This window comes from Nocardiopsis alkaliphila YIM 80379, from assembly GCF_000341005.1.
Lineage (GTDB): Bacteria > Actinomycetota > Actinomycetes > Streptosporangiales > Streptosporangiaceae > Nocardiopsis > Nocardiopsis alkaliphila.
Window position 1 is genome coordinate 1 of sequence record NZ_ANBD01000129.1, and the last position, 12966, is coordinate 12966.

Sequence of the window (12966 nt, forward strand, 5' to 3'; positions counted from 1 at the left end):
GTGGGTGTGTCCCGGCCCGGGCCCGTCAGGCAGTCACCATAACCCCGGGCCGCATCGGTGGCGTTTCCTCTCGCATTCGAGCCGACAAGGTTGGAGGAGAATCCAAGGCTGAATACGATCAGAATTTGTGTGTTCCTATGAACAGGACACCGAATCGCCTGAAAAGTACGGTTTCACCATGACTCTTTAGGGCGTTCCTGTGGGTTGCGGTCTAGACCGGAGCATTCCCGTGGAGCCTCCCATCACCGAGCTCGTGGGGCACCTCGCGACTATCCTGGTGCCATGGCGGAGTTTCGAATCAGCAGCGATGACGACCAGGTCGACCTGCGCAGATTGGCGACCGCCCTGGCCGAGTCCCAGGGGTGGGCCCGCGAGGACGTGAGCCTTTGGGACAATCGGCGGGGCGAGGTGATCGTGACCGTCGACGACGCCCTCCTGCACAAGTCCGAGGCCGACCCGGAGCACCGGCCCCGACACACCCGGCACGCGGTGCACGATGCCTGCGAACGGTTGCGCCGGGAGGACGACTCCCTGCGCGGGGTGAGCTTCGCCTTCCTCAAGGACGAGGCCGCCCGTTTCTTCTCGGCCGGATGGACCCTGGCCGACCTTCGGCACGCCCTGGCCGAGCGGCCCGACGGGGCGCCCTGGAAACAAGGTGACCAGTACCGGGGCGACCGGTGGTTGGCGCACCGGTTGGGCGCCTGGAAGACGCCCGACGGCGACATCCGCCCCTCCCTTTCCCAAGAGGCCGCACAGTTGCGGGTGATCAGCCGGGCGGGACTGCCCATGGACATCGGGTTGCCCGAGGACGTGGAGCTGTCTCAGCGGCCGGTGGCCCGTCCGGAGGTGGCGCGTTCGGCCGCGGACGACGCCCGCAGGCTCATTCGACAGAACACCCGGACCACCACCGACTCGCTCGCGCACCGGGACCGCACCTCGGCGCACATCCGCCGCCCGCCAGAGGGCGATCGCTGACCCCCACGCGCACGTCGCCACACACGTGTGGTCACGGGAGTGGACTTGCGAACGGCGTGAGCATCGTCGTCAGGAAGCACGCCCTCGGGACTCCCGGGCCTCGTCCATCACCGAGACCGCCCCCTCGGCGACCTTCCCCAGACCGAGTTCGAGTGGGCCGCGCCCCATCGCGTAGCGCCACAGGCAGGCGAACACGAACGATCCGAGCACGAACCACTCCAGGTAGAAGGGCCCGCCCGCGGCGTTTTCCGGACTGAGCGCCACGATGACCGCCAGGACCAGGATGTGACCGGTGTAGACGGTCAGTGGCATCCGTCCCACCGAGGTGAGCGGGTACATCAGGCGGGGCGACCGTTCGGCGAGCAACATACACACCACCAACACCAGCAACGCCTGACCGACCGCCTCGAAGATCTCGAAGGTGGTCCCGGTGTGCGGAGTGCCCACGACCAACCACCACCAACTGTCGGTGGGCACCTGCCCACTGATGCCGTGCATCGCGTCGATGGTGTTCCAGCGCAAATCCTCGGCCGTCGCGGAATCCACCGAACTCAACGGGGCACCGTTGAGGAAGGTGCTGTTGGCCTCGGTCAGTCGATCCAGTCCGCCCATCGGGTGGAGGAGGAACCAGGAGCCCAGGTAACCGATCGCGGTGAGGATCGCCCCGCCCACCATCATGCGCCACCGCACCGCGGCGGAGGTCAGGTCGGTACGGCCCACCGCCATACCGGCGAACACGAAGGCCATGAAGGTGATGGCCGGGTAGTAGCCGGTGAGGAAGAACTCCGAGAAGGACGTGAGGGAGCCGGTACGCGGCCGTACCGGGAACAGGTCCTGACGCAATAGGAAGGAGGCCACGGGACCGAGGAGGGCCAAGGCGCCCGCAACGCTCCACAGTAGGGCGGCGCGGACCCGGATCAGGGGCAACGCCAAGAGGAAGAAACCGGCGTAGTAGGTGAGGATGATGGCGACCGGTACCGCCAAGAGGTCCAGGAACACGCCGAGCACACCGATGACCAGCGATCGGGCCACGATCTTGACCACCGCGCGGCGCCGAGGCTCGCCCCGGACCGGGGTCGTGCCCCCGGTCATCAGGGCCAGCGACACCCCGGCCAAGAAGGCGAAGAGCGCCGAGGAGTTGCCGCGTACCAGCCCGTGCAGATCCCAGCTTTGTTCTTCGGGCAACAACCCGTAGGAGACCACCCCGAGGTGGACCGCGAACATCCCGAAGACCGCGAGGGCTCGGGCCGCGTCGATGCCGTCGACGCGGGCCCTGGCGGGGGGCCGATCGTCGGAGGCCGTACCGGTGTCGTCTGACTGGTTCTGTGCCACGTCCGTCAGGTTATGCGGGTTCGAGTGCGGCCCTCCACCACTTCGTCGCTTCTCGGACGGCCCTCTCGGCCACCGGGCCCGGGCCAGAACGCGGCTCCGAGCCCGGCGATCAGGACGGATCAGCTCCGGGCCGCCAAGTCGCTGAAGTGATCCAACGCCTCGGGGTTGGCCAGCGAGTCGCGGCTGGCCACCTTCTCGGGACGCTCGCCCATGAGGATGCGCTTGACCGGCACCTCCAACACCTTGCCGGACAGAGTGCGGGGCACCGCCGCGATGGCGCGCACCCTATCGGGAACGTGCCGGGGCGAGCAGTCGGTACGGATGCGGCGAGCGATCTCCTTGGGAAGGTCGCCCTCCAGATCGGCGCCCTCGCGCAGCACCACGAACAGTTCGATCCGTGAGGATCCGTCACCCTGGGGAACGTCCACGACCAGGGCGTCCAGGACCTCCTCCAAGGCCAGCACGGCCCGGTAGATCTCGCTGGTGCCCATGCGCACGCCACCACGGTTGATGGTGGAGTCCGATCGACCGTAGATGATCGCGGTACCGCGGTCGGTGATCTCGATCCAGTCACCGTGCCGCCAGATGCCCGGATAGACGGAGAAGTAGCTCTCGCGCAGGCGTTCGCCATCGGTGTCACCCCACAGGAACACCGGCATGGACGGGGCCGGCTCGGTGACGACGAGTTCGCCCACCTCACCGATCAATTCCCTACCCTGGGGATCCCAGGAGGCCACCGCCATGCCCAGGCCCCGGGACTGGATCTCACCTTCGTATACCGGCAGGGTGGGGGTGCCGCCCACCAGGCAGCTACAGACGTCGGTGCCGCCACTGGTGGAGAACAGCCATAGATCGGAACCGAACTCCTCGTACACCCAGACGAAGGCCTCGGGGCTGAGCGGGGAGCCGGTGGAGCCGATGGCCTTGAGCGCGGACAGGTCACGGCCCTGGCGTGGGTGCAATCCCTCCTTCATGGAGGAGGACAGGAAGCCGGCACTGGTCCCGAAGACGGTGACCCCGGCCTCGGCCGCCAGGTCCCACAGGGCCTCCATGTTCGGCGCGGCGGGGCTACCGTCGTACAGGACGATGGAGGCCTCCGTCAGTAGCACGCTGACCAGGAAGTTCCACATCATCCAGCCCGTAGTGGTGAACCAGAAGACCCGATCGTGCGCCTGGGCGTCCAGGTGCAGGTTCAGGTTCTTGAGTTGTTCCAGCAGGATGCCGCCGTGCCCCTGGACGATCGCCTTGGGTAGGCCGGTGGTACCCGAGGAGTAGAGCACCCACAGGGGGTGGTCGAAGGGGACGGGGGTGAAGGTCAGTTCGGCACTCGCCCCGGAGGCCACCAGGTCGGCCCAGGGCAGGGTGCCCTCCAGCTCGGCACCAAGGGTGAGATGGTCGAGGAGGACCGTGTGCTCCACCGTCGGCAGGGCGGCCCGCAACTCCTCCACCACGGGACGGCGGTCGAAGTCCTTGCCTCCGTAGCGATAGCCGTCCACGGCCAGCAGTACCTTGGGTTCGATCTGGGCGAACCGGTCGATGACGCTGCGCACACCGAAATCGGGTGAGCAGGAGGACCAGATGGCGCCGAGGGAGGCCACCGCGTAGAACGCGGCGGCGGTCTCGGGCAGGTTCGGTAGGTAGGCGGCGACCCGATCACCCTCGCCCACGCCCAGTTCACGCAGGCCCGCGGCGATGGCGGCGGTGCGTTCGCGTAGTTCTCCCCAGGTCCACTCACCGAGTCCTCGTAGTTCGGTGGCGTGACGGATGGCGATGGCCTCGTCATCGCGGCCCTCGAAGATGTGTCGGGCGTAGTTGAGGGTGGCACCGGGGAACCACTCGGTTCCGGGCATGGTCCGTTCGCCCAGGACCTTCTCATAGGGGGTGTCCGCCCGGACTCCGTAGAACTCCCAGATGGAGGCCCAGAACCCGTCGACGTCGGTGACCGACCAGCGCCATAGGGCTTCGTAGTCGAAGTCCTGGCTCGCGGTGCCCGTGCCGCCACCGAAGGCGTCGACACCCTTTTCCCGTGCGGCCCATCGTGCGAACGCGACGACGTTGGCGTCTGCGATCCGCTCCGCGTCGGGCTCCCAGAGCACACGGGGCACGCTGCTCTCCGTCATTGGCCCGCCTTCCCAATCGCGTGACTGTGTGTTGATCTGAGACCCATCTAACAACACACCACATCCGTGCTCGCAGGCCGGCCCTCTCTGGCGCGGCCCCTACGACCTTCCCCGTGTTCGCAGGTCAACAAGGCGCTGAAGGCAGGAGGAACCCCACTTTCGAAGGACTCCGAAGAAGTGGGGTCTCCACGTTGCCCCGGACCGACCGGCGTGGTAAAGGCCCTCCGGTTCGACCGGTGATCACGGAGCGTCAGTTCAGGGAGAGGGCCGCGGTGACCGCCTCGGCCGGGGTGTCCACGACCAAGGCGCCGGTGGCCTCCAGGCGTTCACGGGACATCAGGCCACTGGCGACCAGGATCGGCCGAACCCTGGCCTCTCGGGCGGCGCGCGCGTCGTCGTCGATGTCCCCGATGAGGACGACACCGGACGGGTCCAGGGCCTGGTTCCGCAGGTGGTGGACCAGGTGTTCGGCCTTGGAATCCTGTCGGGTATCGAACCTGCGCCCATCGATCCGGGTGAAGTGAGAGGTCAGTCCACGTTCGTCGATGAGCGGTACCAGGTGGTCGTGTCCGGCCATGGACAGCAGCGACTGGGTACGGCCCTGGTCGCTCCAGTCGTGCAGGACGTCGGGAACGCCCGGCGCCAGCCCACAGGTGGATAGGAGTTCTACGTAACTGGTGTGGTACAGCTCCTCGGCCAACGCCCAGTCCTCCTCGGTGAGGGGGCGCCCCAGAAGTTCCTCGTAGCACGGGATGAGCGGGCGGCGAAAGATCGAACGCCAGTAATCCAACTCGACGGGGGCACGGCCGAAGCTCGCGCAGACGGCGTTGACCGCGGCGAGGTTGGCGTGGTTGTCGTCCAGGAGGGTCCCGTTCCAGTCCCAGACGATGTGGTGGGGTTCGTGGTTCTCGAAAGTCATCTCAGCCATCGGATGCACTTTACGACCAGGTGACCGTTTTCGGTATGCGGTTTCGGCCACCCTCAGGAGAGGTCACGCGGCTCACCGGAGCCTTCTGGGGCCCTGCCCCTGAGAATCCGGCGGTCCTCCCGCTGTTCGGCCCGCAGACGACGACGCCGTCGCACCACCCATGCCCCGGCCAACAGCATGAGCGGGAACACGATGAGGATGAGCAGCGGCAACAGGATCGCCGACAGGGAGGTGAGGAAGCTGACCACGTCCTCGGCGAAGGAGGCCACCGGGGCGGCCAGACCGAGACTCATCGCGTTCAGCACCGGCCGGGCCAGGGCCTTGACCAGGTGGAAGACCAAGGCGATGAGTGCACCGGCGATCACCGGGCCCCAAGCCGGCCCTCCGGCGTCGGCCACGACCCCGGAGGCCTGCCCGGTGATCTCGCTCCACTGCACCGTGGAGGCTCCCGCGCCGAAGGTGATCCCGCCAGAGGTGGGCCGGACGAGCGTCTGCACGAGGTCGTTGACGCTGTCCAGAGCGGGAAACTTGTCCGCGGCGAACTCCACGACCATGAGCACCGCGAGAATGCTCAGGGTGATGGGGTGCTCCAGCCAGGTCCAAGCGGCCCCGAGCGGAATCAGCTCGGTGTAGCGGGCGATCGACCCCACCAGGAGAAGGGGGATGTAGGCGTTGAGCCCGGCCGCCGAGGACAGGCCCAGGCCGGTGAGGGTGGCGAACACGAGGATTCCTTCGCACGAGGCCGACAACGGGAGGGGACCGGTCCGACCATGCGTACCGGCCCTGTGTGTATGGATGCCCGCCGTAGGCGCCCGGTTCGGGTCCGACGCTATTGTCGGTAGTTCTCGACCTCGGCGACCGGCCGAACCTCCGCCTCGTCCGGGTCCTGCCCGAACTCGTGGCGCGCCCTACGTTGGCGCAACAGGTCCCAGCACTGGTCGAGCGACTGCTCGACCTCCTTCATCCGGCCTCGCTCGGCCGGGTCCAGGCCACCCGGGGTGGAACGGAGCGCGTGCTCCTCGTCCATCAGACCGCGGATGACCTCCATGATGTCCTGCTCGGTGCTGTCACTCATAGCGCCATGGTCGGCACTCTCGTGGAACCGGGACAAGGAGGTCGATCCGACGATTGCCGGTTACGGACCGAAAGTTTACGCAGAGCCCGAGCACCGCCGCCCCGCGCCGGGGCGGGACCGACCCGGGAGGGAGGGCTCCCCTACGAGGCCCGACCGGCCCTGTGCGTCTGGGAAACTCCTACTACGACACGATTCGCGGTGGATCGTTCGCACCACGACGGCCATCCCGGACGGAATAGAGCACGACGCACCGTCCTTGGATACCTTGAGGGGGTATTGTTATGGCGGCTGAGCAGGAACGGCATGGAAACGGTGGCATGGCGGCGACCCACGGTTACAGCGACGACAAGCAGAGCCACATCAACCGACTTCGCCGTATCGAGGGGCAGATCCGCGGCCTCCAGCGCATGGTCGAGGACGACCAGTACTGCATCGACATCCTCACCCAGACCTCGGCGGTCAACAAGGCGCTGCGTTCCTTCGCGCTGTCCATGCTCGACGAGCACCTCAAGCACTGCGTCGCCCACGCCGTGGCCAACGGCGGCGAAGAGGCCGAACTCAAGGTCCAGGAGGCCTCCGAGGCGATCGCCCGACTGGTCCGTTCCTGAGCAAGGGCCCACCCGACCGAACCCGGCCCCCTGATGTCGACGCTCCAGGGTTAGCGTTTTCGCATGTCCCCCACACAGAACGGTCTCTCCCACACCATCGAACACCGCTTGGCGGCCCCCGTCATGGCGTGCGCGGCCCTGTCCGTACCGGCGGTCTTCCTCGAACTATGGGGCGAGGGCACCTGGGCCTGGGTCGGCAACCGGGTCAACTGGCTGGCCGGTCTGGTGCTGTGGGCGGAATGGATCCTGCTCATCGTCCTGGCCGAGAACAAACTCGGTTGGCTACGCGCTCATCGGTGGAGCACCTTCGTCGCCGCCATCACCCTGCCCGCGGTCGTCTTCGCCCTCGGCCCCGCCCAGGTCCTGCGTCTGGTTCGAGTCGCCGGGACCCTGCGCCTGGTCCGGGTGAGCCGGATCATCGAGGCGGGCGGGGTGCTGCGCCGCCGGATGGGTCTTCGGGGCGTTTGGGGGAAGGTGGCGCTGGGCGTCACGCTCGCCCTGTCCAGCGTGTTCGCCGTGACGCTCCTGACCGATCCCGAGTCGGCCACCCGCCGTTACCTGGCCGACCTACCCGACATGTTCGACCTGCGGCAGGGCCTGCCGGCCCTGCTCCTGATCGCGATGGCCACCGTCCTCATCCTCTACCCGCGCCGACGCCGCACCGGCCTGCCCCAGGACACCGAACACGACGATGGCCCCGAAACCGAGAACGATTCCGGGGCCGATCGACGAGCTCAGTCGCCGTAGCGTTCCCGCTGGTTCTCCAGCAGACGCGCGCCCTCCTTGCGGGAGGCCTCGGCGTCCAAGTAGTCGACCTTCTCGTTGGCCACGAACGAGGAAGGCCGCCCGTTGTCGGCGAACCCCATCCGGGAGATCTCCCCTCCGGTGACCGCGCGGATTCCCCAGTTGGCGAGGATCCTGGCCCGAGCCGTCGGGGAGGGCACCGACACCATGTGGTAGCCGCGAGTGGCCGCCAGTGCCGGGAGCCCGCTCAAGTCGAACTGGAAGATCCTGGCCAGCGCGTCCTTGCCGCTCAGGTCCACCACCAGGCCCATGTCCTTGTGCTTGAAGTCGTGCAGAGGACGGCCCAGTATCGAGTTGACCACGTTCTGAGCGACGGTGGCCGCCTGCCGGCTGGCGAACTGTGCCGTGGGCGGACAATATTCGCCCTCGTCACTCGACAGGTCGGGCACCGCGGCGGCGTCGCCGATCGCGAACACGTCCGGCAGGCCCGGTACGGACAGGTCGGCGTTGACCTCGAGCCGGCCGCGCATGGTCGGCTTGTCCAAGGTTTCCATGAGCGGACTCGGCGACACACCCGCCGTCCAGATCAGGGTGCGGCAGGGCAGGGCACGACCATCGGTCAAAACCACCTTGTCGGCGGTCACCTCCCGCACGGTCACCTTGAGCTTGACCTCGATGCCCAGGTTGCGCAGTAGGTCGAGGGCCTTGCGGCCGAGACGATCACCGAGTTCGGGCAGGACCTTGGGTGCGATGTCGACCAGGTGCCAACGAATGACCGAGCGCAACTCCGGATAGCGAAGGGCGGCCTCCTCGCACAGGCGCATCAGGGAGGCCGCGGTCTCCACGCCCGTGTAGCCGCCCCCGACCACGACGAAGCGACAACGTTCCTCCCGCTCCACCGGGTCCCTGGAATCGTTGGCCAACTCCAGTTGCGAGAGCACGTGGTCGCGCAGCAGGACCGCCTCGGCCAGGGTCTTGGCGCCGTAGGCGTGTTCGGTCAGGCCCGGGATGTCGAACTCCCGGGTGAGCCCACCGGGAGCCAGTACGAGCCTGTCGTAGGGGGTGGGCGCGAGTTCCCCGGTGGGTCTGCGCACCACCACCGTTCGTTTTTGGGTATCGACGCCCACCACGTGCCCGGGAACGAACCGGGTCTTCTTGGTGAGACGGTGCACCGACATGGCCACCGACTGGGGCGTGAGCATTCCGGAGGCCACCTGAGGCAGCAAAGGGCTGTAGAGCATGTAGTCGTTCGGCGCGACCAAAGCGATGTCAGCCGCACCATTAGGAATACGGCGTTCCAGGTGGCGCACGGTGTGGAGTCCACCGAAACCCGCGCCTACCACCACGATGCGAGGCCGAGACATGTATTCACCGCTCCTTCTGCGGGTCGGGGGCGGGATGTCCTTCACGTCTGGGGGGCCTTTGAACGCGGACCTACCCACTTCACCGCGCCGAATGTACGGGGAAGGGCTTCGATTCTTCGAGTTCCCACACGGACCTCCCCGAGATCTTTGTCCTGCGTTGGCACTCATGGGTGAAGGCATACGGGGACTTCAGGAACGCAGGACCCGCCCTTGACCGACCACCCCCGACACTTGGTAACCGTGCGCATTCAGTCGCACACTTAAAGTATTCACCCGATCCATGGAAAGGGGCAGGGAACGCGTATGCGTTCGTTCACGAGGATCACCGCCGCCACCGTGCTGGCCACGGGAATGACCGTGTCCGGAGCGGGTGCGGTCTTGGCCGAGCCGTCGCCGGACGAGGCCACCGAGCCCACCGTCCAGAGCACGGAGTCGGCCGACCAGAGCACCGACCCCCTCGAGGAGTCCACCGAACCGGCCGATGAGACCACCGAGGTCGTGGAGGAGCCGACCTCCGAGGACCTACTGGAGGACCAGCGGGTTCAGGAGCTGCTCACCGATGAGAGGGCCGTCGATCTGCTCAGCGACCCCGAGGCGCTGAGCGCGATCGAGGCACTGCTGAAATTGGGGGATCCGCTCGGTGCCCTGGAGGAGCTCGGCCTCACGGGGTCCGAGGAGAGCCAGACCCCCGCGGCCACGACCGAGTCGGCCGACGAGGCCGTCGCCCAAGCTCCGGCCGAGGACGCCACCCGCCCGGTGGACGAGGCAGCCGGCGACCTGGAGCGGTAGAATCTCGACACGAAGGGGGCGGGTGGCCGCGCCACCCGCCCCCTTCCCATGCGCTCCGAACATCAATGTACTTCGACGTTTCCGCCCCTGGCCACGCTCTCCCACGAGATGCTGTCGACACACGATCACGCCGAGTCTTCACAGGGCCGCCCATGGGGAAGAAACATGACATCAAGCGCACCATGAACCAGAAAGAGCTGAAACGCCTACTGGAAGAACATGGCTGGCGCGAAACCATCGGCGGCAAGCACCAAGTCAAAATGGAGAAGGAGGGGGAGCGCCCTATCACCCTCCCTATGCATAAGGGGAAGCCCTACGCGGTCGGTCTCACCGGTGCGATACTCAAACAGGCCGGCATCAAGAACGTGAAGGAGCAGGGGCATGAGTGACAAGGAGTCCATCACCTACACCGTTCATGTCCACAAGGAGGAGGGCTCCTACTGGGCCGGGATCGTGGAACTCCCAGGGGCGTTCGCGACCGGCGACACCCTTGACGAACTCTGGGAGTCTGTCCGCGAGGCCGTGAGCGTTTACCTTTCCGCCCCAGGATCAACCGTCCGCGTCCAGTTCGAGCACGGATCCGAATCCGTGGTCGAACAGCGTTTCCTCGTCTGCTCGTGACGCCGGAGGGGGCGGATGGCCGCGCCACCCGCCCCCTTCCCATGCGCTCCGATGGGCCCTCTCACCCCGACGCGGGGGTCTGGGCGAGCAGGGCTGCGGTGCCCATCCGCAGGAGGAGGTCGGCCATGGCGTCCCGGGAGAGTTCCCCCCTGCTGTGCGGAGTGGAGTTGAGCAACCCGAACGTGGCGTGCACCGACGCGCGCAGGGTGGACCTTCCGGCACCGGGTCTCAGCTCGGCCAGGACGTTGACCCACTCCTCGACGTAACCGCGCTGGAGACGACGAACCGTACGCCGGTCCCGGTCGATGAGGTTGCCCAGTTCGCGATCGTGCACGGTGATGAGATCGGGTTCGTCGAGCGCGAAGGCGATGTGGCCACGCAAAAGAGCGCTCAGGGCACCCTCGGAGGTATCGGAGTCGGCCACCAGGGCGCGCCCCCGTTCGGCGAGACGCTCACTGATGTCCACCAGGACCGCGCCCAGCAGCGCCTCCTTCCCGGGAAAGTGCCGGTAGAGCGCGGGGCCGGTGGTGCCCACCGCCCGTCCGAGGTCGTCGATGGTCACCCCCCGATAACCGTGCGCCGCGAAGAGCCGCGCCGCCGCGGCCAGGAGTTCCGTTCGTCGCCGTCCTGCCCTGGGCCCCATCGCTCTCGACGCCATCCGCCCACCTCTCATCGCCGCCGCGGGTGACCCGGGGCACCCGCTCCCTGGACACCCATGTTAGTAATTACTAACATCACCCTTGTTAGTGAGCATTAACACCCCTCCACGAGAGGACACCATGAGCAGGGCACCTGTGCTCGGTTCGGCGGTGGACACCGCCGGACCCGCGTTCGCCGCCAACGACGCCGCGAACCGCGCCCTCGCGCTGGAGCTGCGGGAACGGATCGCCACCGCGGCCCTGGGCGGCCCCGAGAAGACCCGTGCTCGCCACGTCGAACGCGGCAAGCTCCTCCCCCGCGAGCGCGTCGATCTCCTCCTGGACCCGGGATCCCCTTTCCTGGAGATCGCACCCCTGGCCGCCTACGGCCTCTACGGCGAGGACGGCCAGGACGCTCCGGGAGCCGGAATCATCGCCGGGGTCGGACGAGTGGCCGGCCGTCCCACGGTGGTGGTCGCCAACGACGCCACCGTCAAGGGCGGCAGCTACTACCCGATGACGGTCAAGAAGCACCTGCGCGCCCAAGAGGTGGCGCTGCACAATCGGCTTCCGTGCGTCTACCTCGCCGACTCCGGCGGCGCTTTCCTGCCCATGCAGGACGAGGTCTTCCCCGACCGGGAACACTTCGGCCGCATCTTCTACAACCAGGCCACCATGTCCAGGCTGGGCATCCCACAGATCGCGGCGGTACTGGGTTCGTGCACCGCCGGCGGTGCCTACGTGCCGGCGATGAGCGATGAGGCCGTCATCGTCCGCGAGCAGGGCACCATCTTCCTTGGCGGACCACCCCTGGTGAAGGCCGCCACCGGTGAGGTCGTCACCGCCGAGGAACTGGGCGGCGGGGACCTGCACTCACGTGTCTCCGGTGTCACCGACCACCTCGCCGACGACGACGCCGACGCGCTGGCCAAGGTGCGACGGATCGCCCACACCCTCGGTCCGCTCGATCCCCCGGCCTGGCGGACCCGGACCCCGCGCCCACCGAAGCTGGACCCCCAGGAGCTCTACGGGGTGGTGCCCGCCGACACCCGCACCCCCTACGACGTGCGCGAGGTGATCGGCCGGATCGTCGACGGCAGCGAGTTCACCGAGTTCAAGTCCGAGTACGGAACCACCCTGGTCACCGGGTTCGCCCACATCAACGGCCACCCGGTGGGGATCATCGCCAACAACGGCATCCTGTTCGCCGAATCCGCGCTCAAGGGCGCCCACTTCATCGAACTGTGCGACCGCCGCTCCATCCCTTTGGTGTTCCTACAGAACATCTCCGGGTTCATGGTCGGCCGCGACTACGAGGCCGGCGGCATCGCCAAACACGGCGCCAAGATGGTCACCGCCGTGGCCTGCGCACGCGTCCCCAAGTTCACCGTCGTGATCGGTGGCTCCTTCGGCGCCGGCAACTACTCGATGTGCGGGCGCGCCTACTCTCCCCGGTTCCTGTGGATGTGGCCCAACGCCCGTATCTCCGTCATGGGCGGGGAACAGGCCGCTTCCGTACTGTCCACCGTGCGCCGCGATCAGATGAGCGCGCGCGGTGAGCAATGGTCGGCCGAGGACGAGGAGGCCTTCAAGGCCCCCATCCGCGACCAATACGAGGAACAGGGCAGCCCCTACTACTCCACCGCACGGTTGTGGGACGACGGTGTCATCGACCCCGTCGACACCCGCGACGTGCTCGCCATGGCCCTGTCCGCCGCCCGCCACACGCCCCTGGAACCGGTGGGCTACGGCGTCTTCCGGATGTGAGGAAC

At 67.4% G+C, this 12966-nt stretch carries 14 protein-coding genes; 7 read left to right on the forward strand and 7 right to left on the reverse strand.

Features of this window, described 5'->3' with window-relative positions; all coding sequences use genetic code 11:
• The first annotated feature begins 282 nt into the window (after positions 1–282).
• On the forward strand, positions 283–975 hold the full coding sequence (locus D472_RS0118190) for a hypothetical protein (RefSeq protein ID WP_017605903.1): 693 nt from the start codon (positions 283–285) through the stop codon (positions 973–975).
• A 69-nt stretch (positions 976–1044) separates the two neighbouring features.
• On the opposite strand, the gene D472_RS0118195 is transcribed toward D472_RS0118190, so the two are convergent.
• The 5 genes from D472_RS0118195 to D472_RS0118215 form a co-directional block, all read right to left on the reverse strand.
• Positions 1045–2307: a heparan-alpha-glucosaminide N-acetyltransferase domain-containing protein gene (locus D472_RS0118195; RefSeq protein ID WP_017605904.1), complete on the reverse strand. Its 1263-nt coding sequence runs from the start codon at positions 2305–2307 to the stop codon at positions 1045–1047.
• 119 nt (positions 2308–2426) lie between these two features.
• Positions 2427–4427, reverse strand: coding sequence for an acetoacetate--CoA ligase (locus tag D472_RS0118200; protein WP_017605905.1), 2001 nt, complete (start codon positions 4425–4427; stop codon positions 2427–2429).
• Between the two features lie 250 nt (positions 4428–4677).
• Positions 4678–5355 carry an HAD family hydrolase gene (locus D472_RS0118205; RefSeq protein WP_017605906.1) on the reverse strand — a complete coding sequence of 226 codons (678 nt, stop codon included), beginning with the start codon at positions 5353–5355 and terminating at the stop codon, positions 4678–4680.
• 53 nt (positions 5356–5408) lie between these two features.
• Complete coding sequence (locus tag D472_RS0118210) at positions 5409–6077, reverse strand: DUF4126 domain-containing protein (protein ID WP_017605907.1); 669 nt, start codon at positions 6075–6077, stop codon at positions 5409–5411.
• A 107-nt stretch (positions 6078–6184) separates the two neighbouring features.
• Positions 6185–6430 (reverse strand): DUF2630 family protein, encoded by a 246-nt coding sequence (locus tag D472_RS0118215; protein ID WP_017605908.1) that lies wholly within the window; start codon positions 6428–6430, stop codon positions 6185–6187.
• A 317-nt stretch (positions 6431–6747) separates the two neighbouring features.
• Here D472_RS0118215 and D472_RS0118220 point away from each other — a divergent pair, with 317 nt between their 5' ends.
• Complete coding sequence (locus D472_RS0118220) at positions 6748–7038, forward strand: metal-sensitive transcriptional regulator (RefSeq protein WP_026117831.1); 291 nt, start codon at positions 6748–6750, stop codon at positions 7036–7038.
• Positions 7039–7101: 63 nt separating this feature from the next.
• Positions 7102–7785 carry a hypothetical protein gene (locus D472_RS0118225; protein WP_017605910.1) on the forward strand — a complete coding sequence of 228 codons (684 nt, stop codon included), beginning with the start codon at positions 7102–7104 and terminating at the stop codon, positions 7783–7785.
• Here the strand turns inward: D472_RS0118225 and D472_RS0118230 are convergent.
• Entirely contained in the window at positions 7773–9146 is a 1374-nt protein-coding gene (locus D472_RS0118230; protein ID WP_017605911.1) for an NAD(P)/FAD-dependent oxidoreductase, read from the reverse strand. The two genes, D472_RS0118225 and D472_RS0118230, sit on opposite strands and share 13 nt — an antisense overlap.
• 303 nt (positions 9147–9449) lie before the next feature.
• Between D472_RS0118230 and D472_RS28705 the strand changes: the two genes are divergently transcribed.
• The 3 genes from D472_RS28705 to D472_RS25920 all read left to right on the forward strand — a co-directional run bounded on the left by D472_RS28705 (position 9450) and on the right by D472_RS25920 (position 10556).
• The gene (locus D472_RS28705) at positions 9450–9935 is read left to right on the forward strand and encodes a hypothetical protein (RefSeq protein WP_017605912.1); all 486 of its coding nucleotides are present in this window, start codon (positions 9450–9452) and stop codon (positions 9933–9935) included.
• 182 nt (positions 9936–10117) lie between these two features.
• On the forward strand, positions 10118–10324 hold the full coding sequence (locus tag D472_RS25915; RefSeq protein ID WP_083903522.1) for a type II toxin-antitoxin system HicA family toxin: 207 nt from the start codon (positions 10118–10120) through the stop codon (positions 10322–10324).
• Positions 10317–10556 (forward strand): type II toxin-antitoxin system HicB family antitoxin, encoded by a 240-nt coding sequence (locus D472_RS25920; protein ID WP_017605914.1) that lies wholly within the window; start codon positions 10317–10319, stop codon positions 10554–10556. Before D472_RS25915 ends, D472_RS25920 begins: the two co-directional genes overlap by 8 nt.
• A gap of 61 nt (positions 10557–10617) precedes the next feature.
• On the opposite strand, the gene D472_RS0118250 is transcribed toward D472_RS25920, so the two are convergent.
• Positions 10618–11199 carry an SACE_7040 family transcriptional regulator gene (locus D472_RS0118250; RefSeq protein WP_017605915.1) on the reverse strand — a complete coding sequence of 194 codons (582 nt, stop codon included), beginning with the start codon at positions 11197–11199 and terminating at the stop codon, positions 10618–10620.
• Positions 11200–11350: 151 nt separating this feature from the next.
• Here D472_RS0118250 and D472_RS0118255 point away from each other — a divergent pair, with 151 nt between their 5' ends.
• Positions 11351–12961: a carboxyl transferase domain-containing protein gene (locus D472_RS0118255; protein ID WP_017605916.1), complete on the forward strand. Its 1611-nt coding sequence runs from the start codon at positions 11351–11353 to the stop codon at positions 12959–12961.
• Positions 12962–12966 lie beyond the last annotated feature (5 nt).

Excerpts from the sequence above, each read along its gene's own strand:
- D472_RS0118190 (WP_017605903.1), top strand. The coding sequence starts at position 283 with ATGGCGGAGTTTCGAATCAGCAGCGATGACGACCAGGTCGACCTGCGC.
- D472_RS0118200 (WP_017605905.1), bottom strand. The coding sequence starts at position 4,427 with ATGACGGAGAGCAGCGTGCCCCGTGTGCTCTGGGAGCCCGACGCGGAG.
- D472_RS0118205 (WP_017605906.1), bottom strand. The coding sequence starts at position 5,355 with ATGGCTGAGATGACTTTCGAGAACCACGAACCCCACCACATCGTCTGG.
- D472_RS0118215 (WP_017605908.1), bottom strand. The coding sequence starts at position 6,430 with ATGAGTGACAGCACCGAGCAGGACATCATGGAGGTCATCCGCGGTCTG.
- D472_RS0118220 (WP_026117831.1), top strand. The coding sequence starts at position 6,748 with ATGGCGGCGACCCACGGTTACAGCGACGACAAGCAGAGCCACATCAAC.
- D472_RS0118225 (WP_017605910.1), top strand. The coding sequence starts at position 7,102 with ATGTCCCCCACACAGAACGGTCTCTCCCACACCATCGAACACCGCTTG.
- D472_RS0118230 (WP_017605911.1), bottom strand. The coding sequence starts at position 9,146 with ATGTCTCGGCCTCGCATCGTGGTGGTAGGCGCGGGTTTCGGTGGACTC.
- D472_RS28705 (WP_017605912.1), top strand. The coding sequence starts at position 9,450 with ATGCGTTCGTTCACGAGGATCACCGCCGCCACCGTGCTGGCCACGGGA.
- D472_RS25915 (WP_083903522.1), top strand. The coding sequence starts at position 10,118 with ATGAACCAGAAAGAGCTGAAACGCCTACTGGAAGAACATGGCTGGCGC.
- D472_RS25920 (WP_017605914.1), top strand. The coding sequence starts at position 10,317 with ATGAGTGACAAGGAGTCCATCACCTACACCGTTCATGTCCACAAGGAG.
- D472_RS0118250 (WP_017605915.1), bottom strand. The coding sequence starts at position 11,199 with ATGGGGCCCAGGGCAGGACGGCGACGAACGGAACTCCTGGCCGCGGCG.